General features: G+C 39.4%; 21 protein-coding genes. 3 read left to right on the plus strand and 18 right to left on the minus strand.

Going from position 1 to position 23,214, the window contains the following annotated elements; genetic code table 11:
- Positions 1 to 64: 64 nt before the first annotated feature.
- Positions 65 to 898 carry an SDR family NAD(P)-dependent oxidoreductase gene (locus IEX29_RS03830; protein WP_188733199.1) on the minus strand — a complete coding sequence of 278 codons (834 nt, stop codon included), beginning with the start codon at positions 896 to 898 and terminating at the stop codon, positions 65 to 67.
- Between the two features lie 109 nt (positions 899 to 1,007).
- Between IEX29_RS03830 and IEX29_RS03835 the strand changes: the two genes are divergently transcribed.
- Both IEX29_RS03835 and IEX29_RS03840 read left to right on the plus strand, forming a co-directional pair.
- Positions 1,008 to 1,970, plus strand: a complete 963-nt coding sequence (locus IEX29_RS03835) for a helix-turn-helix transcriptional regulator (protein ID WP_188733200.1) — start codon at positions 1,008 to 1,010, stop codon at positions 1,968 to 1,970.
- Between the two features lie 105 nt (positions 1,971 to 2,075).
- Positions 2,076 to 3,875: a cation:proton antiporter gene (locus IEX29_RS03840; protein ID WP_188733201.1), complete on the plus strand. Its 1,800-nt coding sequence runs from the start codon at positions 2,076 to 2,078 to the stop codon at positions 3,873 to 3,875.
- 272 nt (positions 3,876 to 4,147) lie between these two features.
- Here the strand turns inward: IEX29_RS03840 and IEX29_RS03845 are convergent, their stop codons facing one another.
- From IEX29_RS03845 to IEX29_RS03865, 5 genes are read right to left on the minus strand one after another with little or no spacing between them, the layout of a single operon-like run.
- The gene (locus IEX29_RS03845; protein ID WP_188733202.1) at positions 4,148 to 5,164 is read right to left on the minus strand and encodes a FecCD family ABC transporter permease; all 1,017 of its coding nucleotides are present in this window, start codon (positions 5,162 to 5,164) and stop codon (positions 4,148 to 4,150) included.
- Positions 5,161 to 6,162 (minus strand): FecCD family ABC transporter permease, encoded by a 1,002-nt coding sequence (locus IEX29_RS03850; RefSeq protein WP_188733203.1) that lies wholly within the window; start codon positions 6,160 to 6,162, stop codon positions 5,161 to 5,163. Before IEX29_RS03850 ends, IEX29_RS03845 begins: the two co-directional genes overlap by 4 nt.
- Positions 6,163 to 6,180: 18 nt before the next feature.
- Complete coding sequence (locus tag IEX29_RS03855) at positions 6,181 to 6,993, minus strand: ABC transporter ATP-binding protein (RefSeq protein ID WP_188733204.1); 813 nt, start codon at positions 6,991 to 6,993, stop codon at positions 6,181 to 6,183.
- 42 nt (positions 6,994 to 7,035) lie between these two features.
- Entirely contained in the window at positions 7,036 to 7,980 is a 945-nt protein-coding gene (locus IEX29_RS03860) for an ABC transporter substrate-binding protein (protein WP_188733205.1), read from the minus strand.
- A 31-nt stretch (positions 7,981 to 8,011) separates the two neighbouring features.
- Positions 8,012 to 9,052 carry an NAD(P)/FAD-dependent oxidoreductase gene (locus IEX29_RS03865; protein WP_188733446.1) on the minus strand — a complete coding sequence of 347 codons (1,041 nt, stop codon included), beginning with the start codon at positions 9,050 to 9,052 and terminating at the stop codon, positions 8,012 to 8,014.
- A 227-nt stretch (positions 9,053 to 9,279) separates the two neighbouring features.
- Here IEX29_RS03865 and IEX29_RS03870 point away from each other — a divergent pair, with 227 nt between their 5' ends.
- On the plus strand, positions 9,280 to 9,420 hold the full coding sequence (locus IEX29_RS03870; RefSeq protein WP_188733206.1) for a hypothetical protein: 141 nt from the start codon (positions 9,280 to 9,282) through the stop codon (positions 9,418 to 9,420).
- 121 nt (positions 9,421 to 9,541) lie between these two features.
- Here the strand turns inward: IEX29_RS03870 and kynA are convergent, their stop codons facing one another.
- From kynA to rpsN, 12 genes are all read right to left on the minus strand, one after another.
- On the minus strand, positions 9,542 to 10,390 hold the full coding sequence (kynA, locus tag IEX29_RS03875; RefSeq protein WP_188733207.1) for a tryptophan 2,3-dioxygenase: 849 nt from the start codon (positions 10,388 to 10,390) through the stop codon (positions 9,542 to 9,544).
- Position 10,391: 1 nt separating this feature from the next.
- Positions 10,392 to 11,024, minus strand: coding sequence for an arylformamidase (gene kynB, locus IEX29_RS03880; protein ID WP_188733208.1), 633 nt, complete (start codon positions 11,022 to 11,024; stop codon positions 10,392 to 10,394).
- Positions 11,024 to 12,298 carry a kynureninase gene (gene kynU, locus IEX29_RS03885; protein WP_229720078.1) on the minus strand — a complete coding sequence of 425 codons (1,275 nt, stop codon included), beginning with the start codon at positions 12,296 to 12,298 and terminating at the stop codon, positions 11,024 to 11,026. Before kynU ends, kynB begins: the two co-directional genes overlap by 1 nt.
- A gap of 67 nt (positions 12,299 to 12,365) precedes the next feature.
- The gene (locus IEX29_RS03890; RefSeq protein ID WP_188733209.1) at positions 12,366 to 12,716 is read right to left on the minus strand and encodes a VOC family protein; all 351 of its coding nucleotides are present in this window, start codon (positions 12,714 to 12,716) and stop codon (positions 12,366 to 12,368) included.
- Between the two features lie 334 nt (positions 12,717 to 13,050).
- Positions 13,051 to 14,508 (minus strand): protein adenylyltransferase SelO, encoded by a 1,458-nt coding sequence (locus IEX29_RS03895; protein ID WP_188733210.1) that lies wholly within the window; start codon positions 14,506 to 14,508, stop codon positions 13,051 to 13,053.
- 1,116 nt (positions 14,509 to 15,624) lie between these two features.
- Positions 15,625 to 16,806: a GTP-binding protein gene (locus IEX29_RS03900; RefSeq protein WP_188733211.1), complete on the minus strand. Its 1,182-nt coding sequence runs from the start codon at positions 16,804 to 16,806 to the stop codon at positions 15,625 to 15,627.
- 2 nt (positions 16,807 to 16,808) lie between these two features.
- On the minus strand, positions 16,809 to 17,357 hold the full coding sequence (gene dcd / locus IEX29_RS03905) for a dCTP deaminase (RefSeq protein WP_188733212.1): 549 nt from the start codon (positions 17,355 to 17,357) through the stop codon (positions 16,809 to 16,811).
- A gap of 17 nt (positions 17,358 to 17,374) precedes the next feature.
- Entirely contained in the window at positions 17,375 to 18,565 is a 1,191-nt protein-coding gene (locus IEX29_RS03910; RefSeq protein ID WP_188733213.1) for a GTP-binding protein, read from the minus strand.
- Between the two features lie 18 nt (positions 18,566 to 18,583).
- The gene (locus IEX29_RS03915) at positions 18,584 to 20,257 is read right to left on the minus strand and encodes a nucleoside recognition domain-containing protein (RefSeq protein WP_188733214.1); all 1,674 of its coding nucleotides are present in this window, start codon (positions 20,255 to 20,257) and stop codon (positions 18,584 to 18,586) included.
- Positions 20,251 to 21,360, minus strand: coding sequence for an NAD(P)/FAD-dependent oxidoreductase (locus IEX29_RS03920; protein ID WP_188733215.1), 1,110 nt, complete (start codon positions 21,358 to 21,360; stop codon positions 20,251 to 20,253). Before IEX29_RS03920 ends, IEX29_RS03915 begins: the two co-directional genes overlap by 7 nt.
- Positions 21,361 to 21,406: 46 nt before the next feature.
- Positions 21,407 to 22,372: a CobW family GTP-binding protein gene (locus tag IEX29_RS03925; RefSeq protein ID WP_188733216.1), complete on the minus strand. Its 966-nt coding sequence runs from the start codon at positions 22,370 to 22,372 to the stop codon at positions 21,407 to 21,409.
- A 162-nt stretch (positions 22,373 to 22,534) separates the two neighbouring features.
- On the minus strand, positions 22,535 to 22,804 hold the full coding sequence (rpsN, locus tag IEX29_RS03930; protein ID WP_188733217.1) for a 30S ribosomal protein S14: 270 nt from the start codon (positions 22,802 to 22,804) through the stop codon (positions 22,535 to 22,537).
- Positions 22,805 to 23,214: the final 410 nt, after the last annotated feature.

The following is a 23,214-nucleotide window of genomic DNA, read 5'->3' on the forward strand; positions in this document are numbered from 1 at the left end:
ACTAGACTTCCAATTCTCAGATGATTTGAAATAGATTCTTTAGACGACGATTCAAACCGGAAAACTATATTGTAAACGGAGGAATATAACGTCCATCGATGTCTGTAAACCCATATTCCTTTGCTAATTCTCCAGCTCTGAACGCTTGCCCGCTTTTCTCCATCACATTTGGATCCTTTGCAAGTGCCGCTATTCCACGCCCGACATAATATGGTGTTTCTGTTTGCTTTAAATCCTCTGCCTCTTTCCAGTTTTTCTCATCGGCCTCATGGAATTTTAATACAAGCTCTGTCCGCATAAACCCCGGAGAAACAGCAAGAACAGCAATGTTATCCTGCTTTACTTCTATTGAAAGTCCATAAGCCATTCGTACCAACGCATTCTTGGCTAAATCATAATAAAACTGTCCAGTATACTTACCGTGATCCCAGAATGTTGTATGAATAATAAGTGCTTGTTTATTTTCACGAAGCAAAGGGACTGCAAAATAATTTGTTGCCAGCTGAGCGCGCACACCTGCTGTAAACATCGTATCCCAATTTTTCAATGACAGCTCCCAAAAAGGTTTTCCATCTACACCCAGGTCATGGGCACCCCACACATTATTAACCAAAATATCCAGCCTTCCCTGCTCTTCTCTAATTTGAGATATAACTGCTTCTGTTTCTGCATCATTGGTATGGTCGCACTGTACTGCAATTCCTTCTCCGCCGGCAGCTTCTATTTCTGATACAGTATCATCAACGGTTCCCGGCCAATTATTTGTGGAGGCCCCACGAATGCTGCGGCCTGTGACATATACTGTTGCGCCAGCTTTCCCAAGCTCCGCAGCAATACCCCGGCCGGCTCCTCTGCTTCCGCCTGTAACAAGAGCTACTTTTCCATTGAGTGTTTTCATGTATTTCAATCCTTTCTTCATCAGATATTTTCATTATAAGGACTAATTCTTGACATCTATTGTCATATTATATTTAATAAATATAATTCATTAGAAAAAGGTGATTTTAATGAGAGGTGACCGCCTGATATCAATTCTTCTAATACTGCAAAACCAAGGACGGATAACAGCTAAAGAGCTGGCTGAAAAGCTGGAAGTCTCCGAAAGGACAATTTATAGAGATATGGAGGTCCTAAGCGGATCCGGTATTCCTGTTTTTGCCGACCGTGGAAAAAATGGCGGCTGGTCTTTAATCGATGGATATCAGACTGATTTAACCGGTTTAAAACAATCAGAAATAACCGCTTTATTTGCTCCTGTATCGCCACAATTACTGGATGATCTAGGATTAACCCGCACATCTGAGGATGCCAGAAACAAGATTATTGCTTCACTTCCTGCCGCTTACCGCAAAAATGCAAAGGATATCTGGAGCCGCATTCATATCGATACCAGCTCCTGGCGAGGTACAAAAGAAAAAATCGCATCCTTTGAAGTCCTGAAAAATGCAATATGGGAAAATGTTAAATTAGAGATTATTTATCAGCGTGCTGATGGACAAACAAATCATTATATCGTGCAACCGCTTGGATTAGTTGCTAAAGGGAGCATCTGGTATTTTATTGCCGCAAAAGAAAATGGAGATATCCGAAATTACCGCGCTTCGCGAATTCAGTCTGCGGTACCCGGGATGGGAACGTTTGAAAGACCGGATGACTTTGATATTGCTGCATATTGGAAATCCTCAAAACAAGCTTTTATCAGGGCATTACCGACCTATGAAGTACGAATCAAGGTTTCTGGAGAAGTTCTTCCAAGACTCTCCTTTTCCAATCATTTTGTACGGGTAATGGAAACGGGATCCAGCGATAAAGAAGGCTGGACATCTGTTAAATTAACTTTTGATACGAAGGACGAGGCGAAGAGATATATCCTTGGATTCGCAGATCAAATGACAGTTATAGAACCAGAGGAGCTGCATGCAGAAATTTACCGGATGGCCGAAGCTGCGGTTGCACATTATAGGAAATAAATACATTAGAAATATGATTTAATCACTTTCTGACAAAATATAAGACAAACCCAGCTGAAATTGATAAACTACTTAACATGAATCTAAAAGAACGGGGAATAAGTTATGGAAAATATTGCTTTAGTCAGTATTGTTGTTATTATTGTCGTTGGTATCTTCTCTCAATGGCTGGCTTGGCGAATTCAATGGCCTTCCATTGTTATCATGTCCATTGCCGGATTATTACTGGGACCGGTTCTCGGTTTATTTAATCCGCAAGAAGCATTGGGCAGTCTATACAGCCCATTAATTTCACTTGCAGTTGCCATTATTTTATTTGAAGGCAGCTCCAGTCTTGATGTACGTGAAATCAGCGGGGTATCTAAATCCGTATTCCGGATCGTTACTTTCGGCGCTTTCTTTGCCTGGATTGGCGGAACCCTCGCTGCTCATTTTATCGCAGGCTTGAGCCTTGAAATTTCCTTTATTATCGGCGGTCTGTTTATTGTAACAGGGCCAACCGTTATTCTGCCCTTGCTGCGGAATGCAAAATTAAAACCGCGTACGGCAGCGGTACTTAAATGGGAAGGTATTATTGTTGATCCATTCGGTCCACTGCTTGCATTATTTGCTTATGAAATTATAAAAGTTCTTACAACTGACAGTCTGCATGCAAATTATCTGTTTCATTTCTTTCTTAGTGCCATCATCGCCGTTATTCTCGGCTATGTGATCGGTATGCTTGTCAGCTTAATGATCAGCAAGGGTGTATTTCCCGAATATTTAAAAACACCGATTATCATTTCCTTTCTATTGCTTTGTTTTACAGTAGCAGAGGTTATCATGCATGAAACCGGTATGCTCGCTGTTACCGTAATGGGATTAACAATCGGTCGTACAAAACACTATGTATCTTCTATTGGTCACGATGTCAGTCACTTTGTTGAAAATATTTCTGTCCTGTTGACATCTACTATTTTTATTTTGCTGACGGCTTCCTTGACCCGGGAGACGATTGCAGAAATGTTCACGTGGCCGATTATCGGCTTTGTTCTTGTCATGCTATTTATTGTCCGTCCTTTATCCATTTGGCTCTCTACGATTGGCACTGAACTTGCCAATTCTGAAAAGCTGCTGATTGGCTGGATCGCACCACGGGGAATTGTCGCCCTGTCTGTTTCCGGATACTTTGCAGCAATTCTGTTGAATGACGGTCATGAAGGGGCAGCTATGCTGACAGCATTAACCTTTGCGCTTGTATTTATAACTGTTTGCGCACATGGTTTTTCACTGCGGCCAATTGCCAAGGCGCTCAAGCTTGCCAATGATACAGCTCCCGGTGTTTTATTAGTAGGAGCTAACAGCTTTTCCATTGCGTTGGCTGACTATCTGCAAAAAATGAATTTACCTGTATTAATCAGTGATTCTTCCGCCACACAGCTCCAGCCTGCTGTAAATAAGAAAATTCCTGTTTATCATGGACAAATTCTTGCAGAGCACAGTGAATATGAAGTAGACTTGACGCCATATGAAACAATTCTTTCCTTAACCGGAGATGCTGCGTTTAACGTCCTTGTCAGCCAATCCTATGCACCAAAATTTGGGCATAATCATACGTTTACACTTATCAGCAGGAGCTACAAGCAAGAGGGCTCAAATAAGATTCCATTTGCAGGAAAAGGACATCTCCTATTTCAAGAAGGCGCCGTATTTACCGAGTTAAATAAGAAAATCAATACAGGCTACACAATACAGGAATTACCATTGGACCTGAAAGGGAAAATCGAAAAGGAGCAATTACCGGAGGATATAATTCCTTTGTTTATTAAAAAGAAGAATGATACCATTCAGCTGATTACATTGAGAACCAAAATAACATTAGATGATGGAGATCAGCTTGTTGTTTTGCAGAAGGAGAAATCATAATTAGGGATAAAGTGAAACTTCATCAGGAAGGTTAGTTGCACATCGATAAATAAAAAGAATGAATCAGTCTGTATTTCTCTCCCGGTTTATTAAAATTGACTGCATTAAAAACTGATCAATATAAGAAGGAGCATCTCCAAAGTAATGATTTTATCATTTTGGACATGCTCCTTTAAATAACCGTACATTTACATTTTACTAAAAGATAACTTAGTAGATTTCTAATTTTTTATCTCCCCGTTGTAAGAACAAATTTCAGCAGATACACTTCTTTAAATTGAATTCGTTTTATACATCAAATACAAGAAATATGGAGCACCGATAATTGCTACAACAATCCCTGCTGGAATCGTACCAATCGGCAAAACCATCTGACCAATGGTATCAGCAACCACCAGCAGAAATGCACCCGTCAATAATGCGATCGGCAAGAACAGCTGATGTCTTGGCCCCACGAAAGACTTCGCAATGTGTGGTCCCATTAAACCAATAAAACCGATGGAACCAACCATCGCAACAGCAACAGAAGATAAAATAACAGAGACAATAAGCAAAATAAGCCTTTCTTTATCCAGGTTCACTCCTAAACTCTTTGCTGTTTGATCATTCGTATTGATAATATTTAGACTGTTTGACTTAAAGAATAGAAACGGGATTATTATTAATATCCATGGTAAAAAAGCAAAAACAAATGGCCATTCATCTCCCCAGATATTCCCCGCCAGCCAGGCTGCAATAAATTCGGCCTGATCTTCATTGAATTTCCGCATCATTGTTATAGAACCGCCAGAGAGTGCCGTGGATAATCCGACACCTATCAAAACCATATTTGCAGGACTTATCCCCTTCCCTTTATTATAACTGAACAGAAAAATCAGCAATGCAGTCAATATTCCCCCTGCTGCGCTTATCAGTGGCAGAACATAAATAAAGGTGTTGGGATTTACTTGTCCAATAACAATAAAGACAGCAATTGCAAAACCTCCACCTGCATTTATACCGAGAATTCCCGGATCTGCTAATGGATTTTTGGTAATACTCTGGATAACTGCACCGCTCATACTCAGAGCCATTCCGGCAAATAATGTAATCAGCATCCTCGGCATTCTAAATTCCATTAAAATTAAATTATCCTTGAATTCGCCCTGTCCTATCAATGTTTTCAAATATGCAGTTAAATCCATTTTATATTCTCCGGAAGTGATGCTCCAAGTGACTGCCAGAAAAAGCAGCACTGCTAAAACGAAACATACTATTATCTGCTTTCTTTTCAGCCTGGAATTAATCATATTGTACGGCCCCCTTTTTTAATCAAATATAAGAAATAAGGGACACCGATAAAGGATATGATTGCACTGACAGGTGCTTCTCCCATCATTCTGGCAACAGTATCAGCACCAACAACCAGACAGCCTCCTAGTACAGCAGTCAACGGGATAACTTTTTTATAATCTGTGCCAACTAAAAATCTGGAAATATGAGGAACCATTAATCCAACAAATGCTATCTGTCCGACAATTGCTACAGAAATTCCGGCAAGCAGCATGCTCAAAAGCATTGTACCTGCCCGTATGATCTTCACATTCTGTCCCAGCCCTTTTGCAACAGACTCCCCTAAATTCAAAATAGATAACTGACCGCTTAAAAGTATAAAGATAATCACAACGATAGCAACAACAGGAATACCAATATATAATTGCTGCCAAGTAGTCCCGGAAACACCACCGGAACTCCAGAATATTAAAGATTGATTTAACCTGAAATATAGTGCAATAGCCTGACTTGCTGCACTGAGCAAAGCACTGACTGCAGCACCTGCCAAAATAAGACGGACAGGATTAAATCCGTCTTTTCTGGAACGCCCAATCATCAGCACCATGGTCCCGCCGGCCATTGCACCAATAAAACCAGTTAAAATTAAAATCGGAAATGATATAACAGGAGAAACCGCGTAAGTTAATGCCAGCATTAACGCAGCTCCTGAGTTCAAACCAATTAAGCTGGGATCAGCAAGACTATTTCTCGTCACGCTCTGGATTCCTGCTCCGGAAACTGCAAGAGCAACACCTACCAGTAAAGCACCGATATCTCTGGGAATCCGGACATCTATTATAATATTATGATTCATATCCTTTGGATCATAATTAAAAATAGCATTTAAAATTGTAGAGGTGTCTATATCTGCGCTGCCACATACAATCGATATCCAAAACGTTACAATCAGCATGATACAAGCAATGATAAAAATAATAGTAAAATGAATAGGGTTTTTGTTTTTCAAATTCATAACTGTTGACTCATTTCTTTACTTGATTTCAACTTTTGAATACTTTCTGTTAACTAATTGATAATTTGCTATCATTGGCTTACCGGTTAACTTGTCCTTCATTAGTTCTGCATCAATATGAAAAACTTCAGCAAGCAATTGGCTTGATAGAACCTCTGGTAAATTGCCTTGCGTTATCACCTCTCCACCCTTCATGGTAATCATGTAATCCGAGAAACGAATTGCCTGGTTAATATCATGGAGCACCATCACAATTGTTGTATGTTGTTTCTGATTCAGTTCTTTAACCAATTCCAAAATCTCAAGCTGATGTGCTATATCAAGGAAGGTTGTCGGTTCATCCAGAAAAATAATATCCGTTTTCTGTGCAAGTGCCATAGCAATCCATACTCTTTGTTTTTGTCCGCCGCTCAAATCATTAATCACTCTATGTTTAAACGCAGTTATCCCGGTAACCTGTAATGCCCAGTCTACTACTTCAATATCCTCCGGAGCCAGACGTCCAAACCCTTTTTGGTAAGGATATCTCCCGTAAGATACAAGCTCACCGACTGTCAAACCATCAGCAACATCTGGAGATTGAGGAAGAATAGCAATTTTTTTGGCAATCTCCTTGGAAGCCGATTTATTGATATCTGTTCCATCTAAAGCTATTTTTCCTTTTTTTAACGGAAGCAGTCTGCATAATGCTTTCAATAAAGTCGATTTCCCACAGCCATTAGGACCGATAATCGAGGTTATTTTCTTGTCAGGAATCTCAATATCTAAATTCTCAATGATAACCTTATTCCCATAAGCAATGGTTAAATTTCTTCCAGTAAGACGATTCATAGAGCTCCCTCTTTTTAGTTAAATTAATCGTTAAAAGCTGTTTTACTTCATTGCATCCAACTGCTCTTTAATAATGTCTCTCTGTGCTTCTAATGAAATTGGATCGTTATATCTTGTCACAGCTAAATCTAATTCAATTACTCTGTTATTCTGAACAGCTTCTGCATTTTTCCAAACTGCTGATTCCACTATAGGAGCTTCTTCTCCTTCTGTAGCTAACACTATAAAATCACCAGCGTACTCTGGAAGCTCTTCCGTAGACAGTTCCACATTAAATTGATCCCTGGTGACTTCTGCCAATGCTTCCGGTTGTACAAATCCATAGCCATCATATAATATTTCTCCACCGCGACCGTAATCTGTATTAAATGAAACCAGCCCTTTTGGTGTTGATTGGAAAATCGAAAGTGTGCTGTTTCCTATTAGATCTTTATATTCTTCTGCATCCTGGGACATTTTTTCTTCCCATTCGTCCAGCCAGGCTTGTGCCTGGTCTTCTTCTCCTACAAGTTCTCCCAATAACTTCGTATTATCTTTATATGTGCTGATCATCGAGTCAAATGTTACAGTAGGGGCTATTTGCTGTAATTTGTTTAAATTTGGATCTGTCGCTGTCGCAACAATTAAATCAGGCTCTAAATTGATAATGCTTTCTACATCTTCCGGGTCTATACGTTCAATACCTTCCGTTGCCTCATTCAGAACCTCATCCTGGTCGACATAAAAGCTTACTCCAACAGGCTCATGTCCAAACTTAAGTAATGCACCTATGTATGTCGGGTGAAGTACGACGATTCGTTCAGGATCAGCAGGTACTTCCACTTCATCTCCGCTGTCGGTTGTAAATGTCTTTGTTTCAGACTCACTTGATTCATTACTTTCTTCATCACTTGCCTCAGCATTATTGTCTTCCTGGCTATTATCATTACAGGCTGCTAAAAATATAAGAAATAGTGCACTGATTAAAAAGAACAAGCTTTTTTTCATGGTGTTTCTCTCCTCTTTTTTGTGTAAGTTTTTATCCGTACAAATATACTTTATTTTTTTCATCTAAAATATCATTATGGGAGGAAACGATAGCAGTTTTATGTGCATCTGGTTCCATATACAGCTTGGCGCTGTTTACAGCATTTGCTGCATCCTGATAAGCACCGGCAATCAATTTCAGCTTCCCTTCATAGGAGACACAGTCACCAGCTCCATAAATTCCAGGAAGATTGGTATTTCCATTAGCATCACTTTTCACCTGGAAATAATCTCCCAATTCCAATCCTGTTTTATTTTCTTCATTATTAAAAAGATAATTGTCCTTGTTGTATCCATGATTCACCAGCAACGCATCTACCGGCATCACATATCTTTCATTTGTTTTGTTGTTATACAGGACAACCTCTGAAACTTCGTCTTCACCTGCAAGTTCATGTATTTCCGTATTAAACACAATATTCACTCCGTTATTTATGAGCTTCGTTTTAGTTGACTCCAGCCCTTTTAAATCATCTCCCCGGTATATTAATGTAATATCTTTGGCTATTGGCGATAAATCATTGCCCCAGTCAATCGAGGATGGGCCGCCGCCTGATATAAGCAGGGACTTTCCACGGAATTCATTCACATCGAGAACTTTATAATAAAGATTCTTACTTTCAAATTCATTTGCCCGTGGTACTTCCAATTTTAATGGACTGATAACACCGCCCATTCCAGTAGCAATAACAATCGTTTTAGAATAATGTATCTCATCTGCACTGGTTGTCAGCATAAAGATACCGTCTTCATTTTTTTCTATGTCTGTTACAATCTGCCCCAATACAACAGCTGGATCAAAAGTCAGTCCCTGTTTAATTGACTGGTCAATTAATTCTCTTCCTGTTAAGGGAGTAAGTCCTCCTACATCCCATACCATTTTTTGTGGATAGACATGTACCTTCCCGCCAAGCTTATTATCAGCTTCGATAATTTTCGTTTTCATTTCCCGCAGCCCTGCATAAAAAGCAGTAAACAAGCCTGCTGGTCCTCCGCCAATGATTGTAATATCATATATTTCTTCTTCACTTATAGACATCCATTATCCCATCCTTTATATTTTTGATCTATTGATAATGATAATCGTTATCAATTAAATATATTATAATTCAATTTTCTTATAAGTCAATACATTATTTGGATATACCTATAGCCGGTTTTGCATGAATATAATAATACCTTGCTGATAAGCATATTGATTTAACCTGCCTCTACTCTGATTTATAATAATGAAAACTAAGATAGAAACGAGTGAGCAAAATGATTGAAGAAAAGAACAATACAATGATTTGTGATTTAGAGACAGGGATATGCGGTGTTTCTGATTCAGATGAATTGGAGATGATTGCTTTCTTCAGACCAATATCAAAGGGAAACAATTCTTGGAGAAGATTATTTTAAAATAAGAGATTAATAAAGTGTTAAATTAGAAAAAGCAGTTCTTCATTCAGGAAGGACTGCTTTTTCTGCAGGGAGAATTTCTAATCCGTGTTAAGATTGCGATACAAAGAAGCAAGTTAGTCTACAGCTCTGTTCTCAATTCCCAAAGCTCCGGGAAGAAATACTGATCAAGCACTTTTTTCAAATAACTTACACCACCGGAGCCTCCTGTTCCCTTTTTAAAGCCAATAATCCGTTCTACTGTTTTCATATGCCTGAAACGCCACTGCTGGAATAAATCCTCTATATCGACCAGCTCTTCCGCAAGTTCATACAGCTCCCAATATTGATCTACATTTTTATACACCCTAGTCCAGGCCTGTTTCACACTTTCATTGGATTTATGAGTGACACTGACATCCCTGTTCAATACATCCTTATCAATTGGAAGCCCTGCTCTGGCAAGCGCCTGTATCGAAACATCATAAAGACTCGGTGCATCGTGCGCTTCTTGTAAAGTCTGATGAAGCCCTGGGTCTTTTTCATATATTTTCAGAACATATTCTGTTTTGTATCCAAGAGCAAATTCTATTAATCTATTTTGATAGGATTGAAAACCGGATGCGTTCCCTAATTTATCCCGAAACTCCATATATTCGCTCGGTGTCATGGTAGAGAGAACATCCCATACACTCTTCAGCTGCTCCTGTATCTGGGATACCCGCGCGAGCTTCTTAAAGGAAGACCTCAAGTTATGAGCCTGTATATCCTGAACAGCTGAATTGATTTCATGCAGGATTAATTTCATCCAGAGCTCGCTCACGTGATGAACAACGATAAATAACATCTCATCATGATGATTGCTTAAGAGACGCTGGCTGGATAATAACGTATCCAGTCCAAGATAGTCACTGTAAGTCATTTTTTCTTTAAAATCTGTATGAATACTTTTTTCATTTTCAAAGGCATGATGTTGATTGTCAGACTTCATTTCAGTTCTCCTTTATTGGCTTGATTACAGCACGTACTGGACTTCCATCGCCTTCTTCCAGTGCTAATGGCAAGGCAATCAGTTCATAGTCACCCTCTTCAACCTGATCCAGCATCACATTTTCCAGAATATAAATATCATGATTATTAAGCGCATGATGTCCCGTCAAATCTTTACTTGAAACCTTGTCTACAGACGGTGTGTCCACACCTGCCAGTTTTACACCTAGAGATTGCATGTAAGCTGCACCATCCGCTGTTATCGGTGGTACTTCTTCCGGGAAACGATCCGGTTTATTTGGCAGTGCTGTTTTGATTAACAAACGTTCTACGTGCGAGATTCCTTTTGTTTTTAAAGCAGTTTCATTAATTTCATCAAAATCACTTAAGTCGATGACCTTACAAGGACCAATATAGCGTTCAATATCTAAGTCAAGTATCCTTTTCCCGTCATTTAAAAAATGAAAAGGTGCATCAACATGGGTCCCAATATGCGCACTTGTTGTTATTTTGCCAATATTAACAGAGCCTGACATCTCTTTTGTTACAGGTGTTTCATAGTGAAACGGTTCATCGCCCGGCCAGTGCGCCAGTTTGTTATTCAAAACTTGAGAAATATCAATCCAATTAGACATTAGGAAACAACCTCTCTTTCATTAGAAAATTGCTCATAAACTTTTTCCTGCATAATATTTTTTAGTATTTGCACACAATCATAAACATCTTCAAAAGAATTATATAAAGCAACTGGTGCAAGCCTGATGCCGGACGGCTTTCTAAAATCAGGGATAACTTTTTTCATTTTTAATGCCTTGCAAATCCGGGCAGCCTCCGCATGTTCAAGGTAAATATGACCGCCGCGCTGCTTGTCATTTACCGGATTACAGATAACAAAATCATATCTTTCTAATTCATATTCAATCAAATCCATCATATATGCTGTCAGATCCAGGGATTTTCTGCGTATCTTTTCAATCCCTGCCTCATGGAATAAATCCAGCGCGCCAATAAGCGGAGCAGCACTTAGCACATGCGGTGTTCCAATTTGGAAAGCTCCTGCATCCTCTGCGGGTGTCAGTGTATGCTCCATATCAAACTGCTTTTCTTTATTCGAGCTGAACCATCCTGCAAGGCCGGGAGAAACGCCAAAATGTTTGTCATTTACATAGAGTGCTGCAACACTGCCAGGTCCGCCATTTAAATGTTTATAGGTACACCAAAAAGCAAAGTCGACATCCCAATCATGCAGGTGATGCGGGATGGCTCCAATCGAATGACACAGGTCAAAACCGATTTTAATCCCGCGTTCATGCGCTGCTTTTGTTAACTTTTCCATATCTAAGATCTGCCCGCTGCGGTAGAGTATGCTTGGTAATACTATTAGCTCTATATCCTCTGTCATTGCGTTGATAATTACCTCTTCATCCAGCGTATGCCCATCCTCGCTCTGTATTTGAATAAGATGGGAATCATCATACCCCTTCCCTCTTAATTGCGCTTTTAATGCATAAATATCGCTGGGAAAGTTAAGTTCATCTGCCAATATTTTTGTTCTGTTTCCTTTTGGGTTATAAAATGTAGACACAAGCTGATGCAAATTTACTGTTGTCGAACCGGTAACGACAACTTCTTCTTTTTCGGCCCCAACAAGGTCTGCCATTTTTTCACCTAACGATTCCGATAAGTAGTACCAGGGCTGCTCTCCTTCTGTCCATCCATCAATGCCATAATCTCTCCAGGATGCCAGTAAATCATAAACGGACTGCTCCGCTCTTTTGCTCATTAATCCTAGTGAATTACCATCCATGTAAACGCATTCATTGTTAAGGTAAAATTCTTTGCGGAAAGATCTTAATCCATCCTGTGCATCTAATTTTTCAGCATAAGCTTTTGTATATTTTTCTTCCACTTCCTCACTTCCTCCCATAAAATATGATACAGGAATTGCTAAATCCAATAAATAAAATAATATTAATCTACTGGTGGACAAGAATATTAATTAACTTTCCAAAGGGATCTCTCACATAAAATCGTCGAACTCCCCATGGTTCCTCGACCGGTCCATACTCAATTGGAATCTCCGCTTTTTTTATACGGGTTAAAGCATCTTCAAGATCATCAACTTCAATCGATAAGTCAGGAACTGGAGTACCAGAACCTCCCTCTGAAAGAAAGCTGATTTGCGTGTCCATTTTCTCATTTGATCCATAAGTTGCAATAAACCCCATATCCATCAGCTGATCCAGTCCAAGCACATCTCCGTAAAAGTAAGCCGCTTTAGATATGTCCTGCGTCTCTACATTGGCAACAATTCGTTTGATTTTCATCCTTGCACTCTCCTAAAATTTTTCATATTTTATATCCTTTATAGGACGTCTTTTTTTACTGCATGTTTCTATATAAATATTTTTGTATCACAGGATTAAAAACGCTTTCATAATAATTAAACCCAAAATTTACTTTTAATGTATCATAACTATCTGTACTTTGAAAGAATAGTTAATTCCTATTTTTTATCAGTTATCAAAAACAGCTTAATCTGCTAACTGAAAATAAAGTACCTAGTGCAGCATAAATAAAAGACCATAAAATCAGGTTTTGATGATTTCACAGTCTTTAACAATGTTTTTACTAAATTTTTCTTTTGTATCAACTAAACCCTTACGTACCACAAAACGTCTGATAATCCTGTTCCGGCGGCTTAACAGCATATTTTTCCTGCTCTTTCGTATAAGCATACGGATTTTCCAAAGCAGCTAATAGTGCATGAAAAGGTTTATAATCTCCCTCTTCCACAGCAGCTGTTAATGCCTCTTCCACCAAATAATTCCGTGGGATAATAGACGGGTTATGCCGCTTCATTAATTGATATGCTTCCTCTATTGGAGCCGACTGATTTTGGAGCTTATCCTGCCATAACTGATACCACTCTTTAAAGGCAGTTGATTGGAAAAGACCCGGCTCTGAATCAAGCTGCTTCAAGGTGAGTGAACGGAATGTATTCGTATAATCTGCATAATATTTCTCCATCAAATCAAGCAAATTATTAATTAATCCCTTATCATCTTCACTTTTATCAACAATGCCCAGTTTTAATCTCATTCCATCTAACCAATATCCTTCTACTGATTTCACATATGCTTCTACAGCTTCTTTCGCCTTTGGAATTGCCTGTTCTTCTTCGTCATCGATAAGAACTAACAGTGATTCTGCAAAACGAGCCATATTCCAGGCTCCTATTCCAGGCTGATTACCATAAGCATAACGCCCTTGATGATCAATAGAACTGAAAAATGTTTTCGGGTCATACTGATCTAAAAAGGCACATGGTCCATAATCAATGGTCTCTCCGCTGATTGCCACGTTATCAGTATTCACTACACCATGGATAAATCCCTTCAGCTGCCAGTCCGCAATCAGCGCTGCTTGTTTTTCTGCCACTTTATATAAGAATAACAGGTATCGGTTCTCTTCTTTTACCAGCTCGGGATAATGCCTGGCAATCGTGTAGTCTGCGAGTGCCTGTAAATCATCTTTACTTCCCCAATTCCGTGCATATTGAAAAGTTCCAACCCGGATATGGCTGGCAGCCACTCTTGTCAGGATAGCCCCGGGTAATAAAACCTCGCGTTGAATTTCTTCTGCTGTAGCAACTACAGCTAAGCTTCGGCTCGTCGGAATACGTAAGCCATGCATCCCCTCACTGATCAGGTATTCTCTTAACATTGGGCCAAGAGCTGCTTTACCGTCCCCTCTGCGTGAATAAGGCGTTTTTCCAGACCCCTTCAATTGAATATCAAAGCGTTTTCCATTAGGCGTTACCTGTTCTCCAATTAATACAGCCCGTCCGTCGCCAAGCATGGTAAAATTCCCAAATTGATGTCCGGCATAAGCTTGGGCAATTGGTTTACTCCCTTCTGGAAGATGATTTCCTGAGAAGAGTTCAGGTTCATTTTTCAAATGACTGCTGTCCAGCCCTAGTTCTGCTGCTAATTTTTCATTATATACGTCTAACGCAGGTTGATCTGATTTGGCAGGCTTCACACTGGTATAGAAAAAATCCGGCAATTGCTGATAAGTATCTTCTAAATTCCAGCCTTGATTTCGTTTATCTGGCATCGAATCACCTCTTTTATTTTAAAGTTTTAGTTTATTTTCTTTAGCATAACATATGATTGGTTTAATAAGGGTTCAACTAAAAATTTCTTACTGGTATATTTTCAACTAAAATCAGACTCAATATACGATTTGCTTTTATGATAAAATTAATACAGCATGTAGCAGATAAAACATTGTTCATGCGTTATCCTCCATCAAAGGAGGTGAAACCTGTGAAGTCCCGTACTGAAAAAAAGAAACAGAAAAAACAACAAAATAAAAAAGCTATAACGAACCACCTGACAATCTTTGTTAGTGTTATAGCTAACGGCTTAAAAGCTGTTTTTTATTTTATAAAGTTGTTTTTTCAGTGATTTTCTCCACCCTTTAGGGTGGTTTTTTCTTGAACAAAAAAGAAAGAAGTTGGGAACCACTCCAACTTCTTTCACCTGTAAAATCCCGTATTCTTTCTTACACCTTTAGTTTAATCCAATGTTGATTGATTGTCAATACAACGCAATTTTACTTGTTTTGGATATAACTAAAGGCTCTATTATACTATTCCCTTTGAGCTGAGATTTATTCTTTTTATTTTATTTACAGCTTAGAATATTCTGTAATCCTTAAACAAATTACTGTGAAAAGCCTATTGGACTACTGGCATTGCCAATTCCCTTTTTGATACACATATATCATGTTTCATCCGTCCATGATTTTAGTATCCATATGGAGGTAATATGAATTAAAATACACTAAAGTAAGCACACAAGACGACCGTCGTCAGTATTTCCAAATTTCGTACCGTTACTTCAATAATGATAGTCATTCTTTACACAATTCCATCTACAATGCGCTACTGCGAAAAAATGTTTTTTTCCTCTGCCATTATGTTTTTAACAGTTCTACCAGTGAATAAAACTTAAATTAAGAACATTATAAGCTAACGATACTTCATTTAGACGAGCCTATAAATCGAGAAATACATGAGAACCCTGTTAGTAAATTACAATATTGAGAAACGAATACAGCAAGAAATTTTACCGCAAAAAGAGAAATAGTAAATTAGCACAAAGAAGGAGCCATACCGCATAAAAAGTAAGCTCCTTCTTTTTTCATTCTATTTAATGGAGAACATACCTATACAACTGGAAAAGCAGGCAATTCATCAACAAAAGAAGAGATAGCCTGTCCCGCTTCTTCTTCCGTCACTAAACAATCATTAAGCGATGCTATAATCCCTTCCTTATCCATATCACTGCCAATAAAAACAAGCTCTGTCATCCTGTCACCAGCCTGTTCATCCCAATCCTCAAACAAAGAAGGATCTTGTATTTTTAACGCCTCCTGTTCCGCTTCAGAATAGCTTGCCAGCCATCTGCCTGCTCCTTCCAGCGTCATCATAGAACCAGCCTGCGATAAAAATCCTGCTACATCATTTCTCGTGACTAACCAGAAAAAGCCTTTGGCCCGGAGAATCTCCTCCGGCCAATTCTCCAGCCATGCCTGAAAGCGTTCCGGATGAAACGGTTTTCTGCTCCGATAGACAAAGGAACTGATACCATACTCCTCGGTTTCCGGAATGTGCTCTTCATTTAATTCCTTTATCCAGCCGGCACCGTGTTTTGCTTCTTCAAAGTCAAATTGACCGGTTTGGAGCACTTGTAACGGATCCACTTTTCCAAAGGTTGCCGTGATGAATTTTGCATCAGGGTTTAATTTATAAAGTAAGCTTTTTAATGAAGTAACCTCATCAACCGTCATCTTATCTACTTTATTTAAAACAATCACATTGGCAAATTCAATCTGATCCACCAGTAAATCTACAATTCCTCTTTCATCATCTTCAGCAACTTCCATTCCGCGGTCCATCAACAGATCCTCTGATTGATAATCTCTCCAAAACTGATGTCCATCTATCACAGTTACCATCGTATCAAGCTGGAAAAAGGTATTTAAATTTATTCCTAATTCTTCGTCAGCATAGACAAAACTTTGGGCGACCGGTATCGGTTCTGATACACCGCTGGATTCAATTAACACATAATCGATGTCGAGCTTTGCCAGTTTTTCAAGCTCGACAATTAAATCCTCCCGTAATGTACAGCAGATGCAGCCGTTTGTCATTTCCACCATATTTTCTTCGGTTCTAATGAAGCCGCCTTCCTTTACCAATTTCGCATCCACATTAATTTCACTCATATCATTTACAATAACCGCTATTTTCAAGCCTTGCTGATTTTGAAGCAGATGATTAAGCAGCGTCGTTTTTCCCGCTCCTAAAAATCCGCTCAAAACAGTTACTGAAATTTTCTTGTTCATTCTTATTTCTCCTTTCGTTCGGGATCCATATATACGCGACTTGGGGTTGTCCCCTTTTGAAACAAATATTTCCCGCTGTATCCCTCTGTTTCCTGATCCACCTCAGCAATAACCAGCTGGCATACACGCATTCCAGCCTGAAGCCTTACTGGTACACGATTCGCATTAAACAATTCCAGCGTAATTTCTCCAGAAAAGCCAGGGTCAATCCAACCGGCATTTTGAATAAAGACACCAAGTCTGCCAATCGAGCTTCTTCCTTCCACAAAAGCAGTTAAATGATCAGGTAACCCAATCTGCTCCTTTGTGGTTCCCAGCATAAAAGTTTGAGGAGGAATCGTTATCGTTTCTTTATCCGCTATCTCTATTTCCTGATAAACCGCCGGCTTGTCAATGGATAAATAAGGTGAAGACATATCGTCAACAACTACAAATTCATTTCCAAGCCGCAAATCAACAGAGGCCGGCTGGATGCTTAATTCCTGAAAAGGAGTAATGGACATTTTGTTGTCTTGTACTAATTGTTTTATCGTTTGTCCAGATAAAATCATCTGTTTACAGCTCCTTCTTACGATAATTGCCAAGGAAAAGGATTTCTGAAACGGGCCCAGTCCTCACTCATTTCTGACTCACTCAACAGGCAACGCTCCAAATCGTCCGTTATCTGCTCACGATCCAAATCCATTCCGATGAAAACAAGTTTGGTATGACGATCTCCAAATTCCGGATCCCACAAATCTCTAACCTCTGGATTGTGCTCCAATATTTCCCTTTGTTGAGCTTTTGGCAAGGAATCGACCCAATAGGCTAATGGTTCTACCTCTACAGAAGGGCCTGCCTGCGATAATAATAAAGCTAAATCATTATGTGTCGCACACCAGATGACTCCCTTCATCCGGACGATTTCCCTTGGTAAATCCTGATACCAGCTCATGAGTCTTTCCGTATGGAATGGCAATCTGGACCGGTATACAAAGGAGCTGATCCCGTATTCTTCTGTTTCCGGTGTGTGGTTTTCAACTCCTGCATTTAATTCCTGTAGCCATCCTGCCGATTCACTGGCTTTCTCAAAATCAAATAGATTGGTATTAACAATTTCCTTTAAATCAACATTACAATGCTGGGTACGGATAATTTTTGCTTCCGGCTGCAATGTACGAATGACTTTCTCCAGCTTTACTAAATCTTCTTCCTTGACTAAATCTGTTTTATTAAGAATAAGTACATTACAGAATTCAATCTGATCAATTAATAAATCAGCAATGTTTCGTTCATCAACGTCGCTGACCGCCTGTTTCCGGTCAAGCAGTGAGTCCCCGGAACCAAAATCATGCCAGAAGCGGTTCGCATCGACAACAGTAACCATGGTATCCAAACGGCAGTATTGTGTTAAATCGATTCCCATTGCATCATCAATATAGGAGAAGGTTTGAGCTACCGGGATCGGTTCACTGATGCCAGAGGACTCAATCAAAATATGATCGAACTCCCCTTGCCTTACGAGCTTTTCAACCTCAACTAGTAAATCCTCCCGCAGTGTGCAGCAAATACAGCCGTTGGACATTTCAACCAGCTTCTCTTCTGTACGTGAGAAGCCTCCTTGAGTCTGCACCAGCTCACTATCGATATTTACTTCACTCATGTCATTGACGATGACCGCCACCTTTAACCCTTCCCGGTTATGTAAGACATGGTTTAATAAGGTTGTTTTGCCGGCTCCTAAATAGCCGCTTAATACCGTAACAGGAATCTTTTTCATTTGCTTGTCCTCCTCTTTTTAAAATAAGAAATATAATCCTCCAGCAAGAATCGCTGCACTAACAATACTTGTCAGCATCTGTTTCCCGCCAATGGACAAGGAAGTTTTCCAGCCCAATTCCCTGCCAATTGTAAATAACGTGACCATACATGCAGAAAGTGTAGATGCCAAATAAACAAGAATAAAAATCTGGCTGAGTGACATATCCATTAATAAACCGCCCTGTCCTTCATTTAAAACAAGCAAGCCATCTTTCCTGATGAAAGAAAAAATCAATCCCGGGGCAGCCTCTGCTGGCAGAGAAAATAAATATAATACCTGCATCGTAAGCCAGCTGAAAATGGATAATACATTAATTGCCTGAAGAATAGACGCAACCAGGCAGATAACTAAAAATATTGGCATCGCCTGCAGTAAAAATTGTTTGATTGATGCTGTTACCTTCCAGGCAAACGCCTGCCAATTTATTTTTTGAATATAAGGAAGCGGAGCAATACGGGTCAGTTCATTTGCCTCATCCCGGTTCCAAATTCTTGTGTGAATAGCTCCGACAATAAATAAGATGAATAAATAAGGAATAAATAAAAGTGGAGCATGGGCTGCATTAAAGATAGACAGCGTTGCTCCAATTTGATAACTGCAGGCAGAGCCGAATGCAATCAGCGAAACACAAGCTGTTCGGGTACAGCTGCTGCAGCTTCTGCTTTGAAACACCGCAACAACATTACAGCCGAATCCTGTAATAACTGGAAGCAAATCTCTTCCCGTTAAACCAATTTTACGAAGCCATGGATCGAGTGCATTAGTTACATGCTCTTGTATGCCCGTTTCCTCTGTCAAGCTTGTCATAATACTAATCAGGAGAACAACAGGAAAAGCCCATAAAAACGAATAGGATCCTAAAGTAATTAACCCGTAATCCCCTATAAATATATCAGCTAAAAAAGCAGGAGCCTGTCCCACCCAGGCAACAATTGGATCGAGCAGATACTGATCTGCAATCGGCTCCAGCCAGCTGACAAAAAGATAGGCGCCGAGTACAGGAAGTGCAAACATTGCCAGAATAAATAAACATGCAAGTAACGGTCCTGCTATTGGCAGACGAAATACCGGAATTAACTGGTTAACAGCATGTGGAGAAGCAGGGAGAAAGGAAAGAATACTCTTCGAAGCTCCCCAAACCTTTGCTTCCACAATACATGTAATGATTTCTTCCTGCATCCTTTCATTCAGCGCTCTTGCATTGACCCAGACAACAGGAACCTGCAATAATTCCCGCACCCGCTTTTGTTCAGGCTGGGTCGGGAGGTGTTTATCACTATGCGTTGCAATGATTGCGACCTTTCTCCCTTTCAAATCCAGTTCCTCATACAGCTCCATCAATTCTTCTTTCAAATTAGTTGCTTTCACTACTAATAAAATCGTTTTCTCCTTTTGAAAATGATCTAAAGTAAGCTGTGTATTCTTACTGTCTATATCTAATTGAAGCCCAGGTAAATCCGTTAACTGGATATGAGGATTTAATTTACAAAAGGCTTCTAAAGCAGTAGTTGTCGAACCTTTCACATTCCTTGCCAAGGCACTTTTTTCACCAGTTAATTCCCGAAACAGACCGGATTTCCCGACCGATTCAAAGCCTATCAGCAATACTTCTGTTTCATTGCGAGAAGAAACTTCACTGTAATCTAGCATTGGCACATTTCTCCGCATGTTGAAAGATCATCTAAATAAAAGTTTTCCTGCTTATACATATCTAAAACAGATAAATCTAAGTTCAAATTCCGGCCAATCGTTTCAGCTATGACTGCATAGCGCTGACGGAATTTATAAATATAACAGAAAATATGACTGCCGTGCCGCAATTCGGGACCAGCTAAAAACAAACCGGGTGTCGCAACCGTTTCATCCGTCTCATTAACAAGCACTTCATCATGCTCTCCACGTGTGACTAAGTTTTCAATTAGAGTTGTACTCCCTTTAAAACCTGCTGCTAAGATAGGCTTTTCTGGTGTAAAAAATACTTTTCCATCTGCCGTATATACATCGTATCCGGAAGCATTTTCTGAAATCTCAGTTACTGCTGTATTGCCCACAACAGTTATTAACTCCGAATTAATTAAAGGGCGCACCCGATTGTAAGTATAAACAGACAAGGCAATACTCGGATCACTGGTATCCTGCTCCCATGTGTTCGTCCTGGCGATAACAGTAGCCTTTTTACCTAACTTTCCTAATTGATAGGCTGCATCCATACCGCTTTCATACCCTCCGATAACAATAAAGTCATCTCCGTCCACTTCTTTCCAGGAGGAGACCAGACTATTATGGGTCGCAAGGTCTGCACCAGGAAAAGGTCGCAGGTTGGGATATTGGTACTGCCCAGCTGCCCAGACGACATAACGGCTCTGATAAAGACCAGCTGATGTATCCAGCGAAAAAACAGAACCTTTTTTGTTTACCTGATTCACTTGAACACCTTTTTTAATCGGAATGGCGAAATGCTCTGCCAATACATTCAGATACTTTGCATAATCCGCTCCCGAAGGATGCTCCGAATCAAGCGTATAGGCTGGTGAAGTTTTCGGAACAATCGCATTCAAATCCGTTTGGCCAAACCCTTGTGCTGGAAAGGAAGGGGTAATAAATCGCATTTCCTCCGGCCAATGCAAAAAAGAAGCTCCGATATCTTCTTTTTCCAAAACCAGACAGGATGCATTCATTTGCTTCAGTATAGACGCGACGCCGATACCTGAAGGGCCAGCTCCCACAATAATGACATCGTATATTTTTTTCATTGTTGTCCTCCTTTAACCGTAATGATTACGGTTAAAATACAAAAAATTAAGCAAGGCAATATTGAAAGCCTTTTTCCAATTCCTTCTGGTCAAGATGCTTTCCAATAAATACAACCTCACTTTGCCTTTTTTCACCTTTTTTCCACACATCGCCCTCTGTACCAGCAAACAGCATATGCACTCCTTGAAATACAACTTTTTTATCAAGCTGTTTAATGGAAAGTACACCCTTGTATCGGTATAGGCTTTCTCCTTTTATACGGACCAAATAGGCAAACCATTTATTCACTTTATCTAAATCAAGCGGGCGGTCTTCCTGGAATACAAATGATGTCACTTGGTGATTGTGATGATGGTGATGTGTTTCTGTTAACAGACTGGGATCAATGTTTAATGCGTGATCTAAATCAAAGGATTTTTTTCCTACTAAATCTTCCGTTTCTACATTTCCAAAAGTAGTATGAAACTGCTTTGCATTGGGGTTCATATGCAAAAGCTGCTGATCAAGCTCTCTTTTTTCATCTTCTGAAATCAGGTCTGTCTTATTTACCAGCAAAACATCAGCAAAAGCAATCTGCTGTGCCGGCTCTTCTTCCAGCAGATGCTGCCCGATATGCTTGGCGTCTACCATTGTAATTACACTGTCAATTTCAAAGGCATCTGCAGTCTGCTCATCCATTAGAAAGGTTTGAATAACCGGAGCAGGATTAGCCATGCCTGTTGTCTCAATAACAACACGATCCAGCTTTTCTTCCTGTTTCATTAGATTATCTAATAAATTAATCAAATCGCCCCGCACATTACAGCAAATACAGCCACTGTTTATTTCAATAATTTCTTCTTTTGTTGATACTACTAAATGACTATCAATCGAGGTATCTCCAAATTCATTAATAATAACGGCAACCTTTTGATCAGAAAGGTCATGTAATAGCTTATTTAACAATGTTGTTTTACCAGCGCCCAGAAAACCGGTTAAGATGGTTACTGGAATAGGTGTCTGTTGTGACAATACTTTTCCTCCTTACGCATCACATCATATGTACATGAAAGAAAATGTATTTTATCATCAATCATTGATGAAAGTTTCATTTTCCTTCATGCCTTTTATGGTCTAATATCGTAAAAATAATGTGATGACATTAATGATAACTTCCTGTTTTCACAATGCCTCTTACCAGCTTGCTTTTTTCACGCCGGGTACTTGCCCTTTATGCGCAAACTCTCTAAAAGCAATACGGGACATGCCGAATTTACGCATATAACCGCGCGGTCTGCCTGTTACCTCACAACGGCTTTTCAAACGGGTCGGAGAAGAATCCCGGGGCAGCTTACGTAGTGCTTCATAATCCCCTTTTTCTTTTAATTCTCTTCTAATTTCCGCATATTGTTCAACCATTTTCTGGCGTTTTTTCTCTTTTGCAATTTTAGACTTTTTAGCCATTTTAAACTTACTCCTTTCAATGTTAACAAATTATTTTATTTCTCAACAATTCAAATCGTAATGATTACGAATAAAATTCATTATAAACTATTTTACCATCCGTGTAAACTGTAATTATTATGATTTACATTTTAATTACTACTGCTTTGATTTTCGTTGAGAAATCTGAAATGATTAAAAATAGGATTAGACAAAAGGTTTCATTATAATAGAGATACAGTAGATGCTCTCGAAATTATCAAGCCAGTATATAATTTCAAAAACATTGAAGAGCCATTTTGGTTGAAAAATATAATAAAGAAAGAAAGAAAGAAATATTATATACTCAACTTTCACACCTAAGAATAAGCAACTATACCTTATTATTCCAGGATGGACATGTTCTACATTATCCTGCTTGCATGTTGTTA

This window comes from Oceanobacillus neutriphilus (genome assembly GCF_014645515.1).
Classification (GTDB): Bacteria; Bacillota; Bacilli; order Bacillales; family Amphibacillaceae; genus Oceanobacillus; species Oceanobacillus neutriphilus.

Coding starts and splice junctions, on each gene's coding strand:
- IEX29_RS03845 (WP_188733202.1), bottom strand. CDS start 5,164: ATGATTAATTCCAGGCTGAAAAGAAAGCAGATAATAGTATGTTTCGTT.
- IEX29_RS03830 (WP_188733199.1), bottom strand. CDS start 898: ATGAAAACACTCAATGGAAAAGTAGCTCTTGTTACAGGCGGAAGCAGA.
- IEX29_RS03900 (WP_188733211.1), bottom strand. CDS start 16,806: ATGAACAAGAAAATTTCAGTAACTGTTTTGAGCGGATTTTTAGGAGCG.
- IEX29_RS03910 (WP_188733213.1), bottom strand. CDS start 18,565: ATGAAAAAGATTCCTGTTACGGTATTAAGCGGCTATTTAGGAGCCGGC.
- IEX29_RS03890 (WP_188733209.1), bottom strand. CDS start 12,716: ATGAAAATCAAACGAATTGTTGCCAATGTAGAGACGCAGGACATATCT.
- kynB (WP_188733208.1), bottom strand. CDS start 11,024: ATGTCTAATTGGATTGATATTTCTCAAGTTTTGAATAACAAACTGGCG.
- IEX29_RS03850 (WP_188733203.1), bottom strand. CDS start 6,162: ATGAATTTGAAAAACAAAAACCCTATTCATTTTACTATTATTTTTATC.
- IEX29_RS03870 (WP_188733206.1), top strand. CDS start 9,280: ATGATTGAAGAAAAGAACAATACAATGATTTGTGATTTAGAGACAGGG.
- IEX29_RS03855 (WP_188733204.1), bottom strand. CDS start 6,993: ATGAATCGTCTTACTGGAAGAAATTTAACCATTGCTTATGGGAATAAG.
- IEX29_RS03860 (WP_188733205.1), bottom strand. CDS start 7,980: ATGAAAAAAAGCTTGTTCTTTTTAATCAGTGCACTATTTCTTATATTT.
- IEX29_RS03915 (WP_188733214.1), bottom strand. CDS start 20,257: ATGCTAGATTACAGTGAAGTTTCTTCTCGCAATGAAACAGAAGTATTG.
- IEX29_RS03835 (WP_188733200.1), top strand. CDS start 1,008: ATGAGAGGTGACCGCCTGATATCAATTCTTCTAATACTGCAAAACCAA.
- IEX29_RS03840 (WP_188733201.1), top strand. CDS start 2,076: ATGGAAAATATTGCTTTAGTCAGTATTGTTGTTATTATTGTCGTTGGT.
- rpsN (WP_188733217.1), bottom strand. CDS start 22,804: ATGGCTAAAAAGTCTAAAATTGCAAAAGAGAAAAAACGCCAGAAAATG.
- dcd (WP_188733212.1), bottom strand. CDS start 17,357: ATGATTTTATCTGGACAAACGATAAAACAATTAGTACAAGACAACAAA.
- IEX29_RS03920 (WP_188733215.1), bottom strand. CDS start 21,360: ATGAAAAAAATATACGATGTCATTATTGTGGGAGCTGGCCCTTCAGGT.
- IEX29_RS03895 (WP_188733210.1), bottom strand. CDS start 14,508: ATGCCAGATAAACGAAATCAAGGCTGGAATTTAGAAGATACTTATCAG.
- kynA (WP_188733207.1), bottom strand. CDS start 10,390: ATGAAGTCTGACAATCAACATCATGCCTTTGAAAATGAAAAAAGTATT.